Origin of the sequence: Sedimentitalea sp. XS_ASV28 (assembly GCF_041224545.1) — a bacterium.
Lineage (GTDB): Bacteria > Pseudomonadota > Alphaproteobacteria > Rhodobacterales > Rhodobacteraceae > Sedimentitalea.
Map to the genome: position 1 here is coordinate 1 of NZ_JBGFGP010000020.1, position 522 is coordinate 522.

The window sequence follows — 522 nt, forward strand, 5'->3', positions numbered from 1 at the left end:
CGTCGGCATGCCCGCCTCTTGCTCCTTGATCATCCCGATAATCTGCGCCTCGGTAAAACGGCTCTTTCGCATTCGTCTGCTCCTTCAAGGTTGGGCAGACTCTACATCATGATGAGGGATTTCGCGGGGGGCAGGTCACGCTCAAGAGCTCCTTGCTGGTGTCACTTGGCACTTAATTGTAAGATTGCGGCGGTTCTCGATAGGTTGGGCACTTAATTTGGGGACTGTTGCATTAACCGGCTCATTTGGACCGTTTCGGGTTTTTGAGGTCCAGCATGCCGCGTAAGTCGCCGTTCAAGCACCATCGCTTTCCTCGTGACATTATCCTGTGCGCGGTGCGCTGGTATCTGCGCTATCCGCTGTCTTATCAGGATGTCGCGGATCTTCTGGCAGAGCGCGGCATTGAGGTCGATCGATCGACGGTGTATCGCTGGGTCCAGAAATTCGCCCCAGAACTGACGAAGCGAACCGAGAGGCATCTGCGCCGTGCAAGCGTGGACTGGCATGTGGACGAGACCTACA

Annotated in this window: 1 pseudogene; it reads left to right on the forward strand. The window is 55.7% G+C overall.

Annotation, left to right across the window (positions count from 1 at the left end):
• Window positions 1-275: 275 nt before the first annotated feature.
• Window positions 276-522, forward strand: a pseudogene (locus AB9K34_RS00190) (IS6 family transposase); the annotation flags it as partial.